Here is a 1,734-nt window from a genome sequence, read left to right as displayed (position 1 = left end):
CGGCCTCGCCACCCTCCTCGGCCACGACGACTCGGCCGTGCTCGCCGCCGGGCTCGACCCCGACCGGCCGCACGCCGACGCCGGCCCGGTCCGGCTCGGTGTCGTGGACCCGACCGCCAGACGGCTGGCCCTGGCCCGCCGCGCGGTCGCCAAGGGACACGCCTGGCAGGGCCGCAGCGACGTGTGGTTCCGGCCGGCTCCGCTGCTCGGCCGCGCCGGCGGCAGGCTGGCGTTCCTCTTCCCCGGCCTGGAGGCCGACTTCACCGCCCGTACCGACGACATCGCCGACCACTTCGGCCTGACCCCGGCCGCGGGCACCGGCCCGGACGTCCGGATCGGCGACGTCGGCCGGCACGGCTTCGGTGTCGTCGGCGTGGGCCGCCTGCTGGACCAGGCCCTGCGCCGCATGGGCGTCGTCCCCGACGCGGTGGCCGGTCACAGCGTCGGCGAGTGGACGGCCATGGCCGCCGCCGGGCTGTACTCGGCCGCCGAGGTCGACGCGTTCATGGCCGGGTTCGACCCGGACTCGGTCACCGTCCCGGGCCTCGTCTTCGCCGCCGTCGGCACCTCCGCCGCCCGGGTGCGTGCCACGCTCGCCGACGCCTGGGCGGAATCGGGAGTCGTGCTCTCCCACGACAACGCGCCCCGCCAGTCCATGGTCTGCGGACCCGCGACGGCGGTGGAGGAGTTCGCCCGGACCCTCCGGGCCGACGGCGTGCTCTGCCAGGTGCTGCCCTTCAGGTCCGGGTTCCACACCCCGATGCTGGAACCCTTCCTCGCCCCCATCAGGAAGGCCGCCGACCGCTTCCGGCTGCACCCGCCGACCGTGCCGGTCTGGTCGGGCACGACCGCCGCGCCCTTCCCCCCGGACGAGCCGGCGATCCGTGAACTGTTCGTACGGCACCTGCTGGAGCCGGTCCGCTTCCGCGAGCTGACCGAGGCGCTGTACGCCGCCGGCCACCGCGTCTTCGTCCAGACCGGCCCCGGCCGGCTGACCTCGCTCGTCGGCGACACCCTCGGCGACCGCGACCACCTGGCCGTCGCCGCCACCTCGCCCCACCACGGCGGTATGGCCCAACTCAGGCGCGTGGCGACGGCGTTGTGGACGGCGGGGGCGGCCATGGCACCGACCCGGCCCACGGCGCGCAACACGGCCACCGCACTCACGGCGCCCATCGCACCGTCCCGGGCCGCGGCCGCTCGCCCGGCCGGCACCCGTCCGCCCGTCCGCCTCGACCTCGGCAGCGCCCTGGTGTCCCTGGACGGCCCGTCCCGCGATGCGCTGCGCGCGCAACTGAGGGGCACGGGGGCGGGCCCACGACCCAGCGGTCCGTCCGCGGGGGCCGGGACGCCGCTCCTGCCCACGGCGGAAGTCCCCCCGGCACCGGAGGCACTCACCACCCGCCCCGCCACCGCCACCGCCCGCTCCGGCACCGAAGCCGCTCGACTCGGCACCGCCACCACTCGCCGCAGCACCGACGCCACTCGCTTCAAGGCAGCCGCCACCCGCTCCGATACCCACGCCACCCGCCCCGGCGCCGAAGCCACCCGCCCCGACACCGCCGCCGCGCTCGACGACCTGGCCCGGCACCATCCGGCCGCCGCCGAACTGGCCGCCCTGCTACGGGACACCGCGCTCACGACGGCGGAGGTGCTGGCCGCGAACCACCGCCGCCCCCACCTCCGCGGCACCCCCGGCTCCCTTTCCCCAACCCCCGCCACCCCGCTCGCCAC

1 protein-coding gene is annotated in these 1,734 nt (G+C 77.4%); it reads left to right on the top strand.

All coding sequences use genetic code 11. The annotated features are described in order from the left end of the window. Nucleotides 1–1,734 (top strand): acyltransferase domain-containing protein (locus tag GT045_RS31350; protein ID WP_161336252.1); only part of this gene is annotated, 1,734 nt, incomplete at both ends.

Source organism: Streptomyces sp. SID486, assembly GCF_009865385.1.
Lineage (GTDB): Bacteria > Actinomycetota > Actinomycetes > Streptomycetales > Streptomycetaceae > Streptomyces.
Note: the sequence above shows the minus strand (reverse complement) of the source record. Positions and strands in the feature narration are given on the sequence as shown.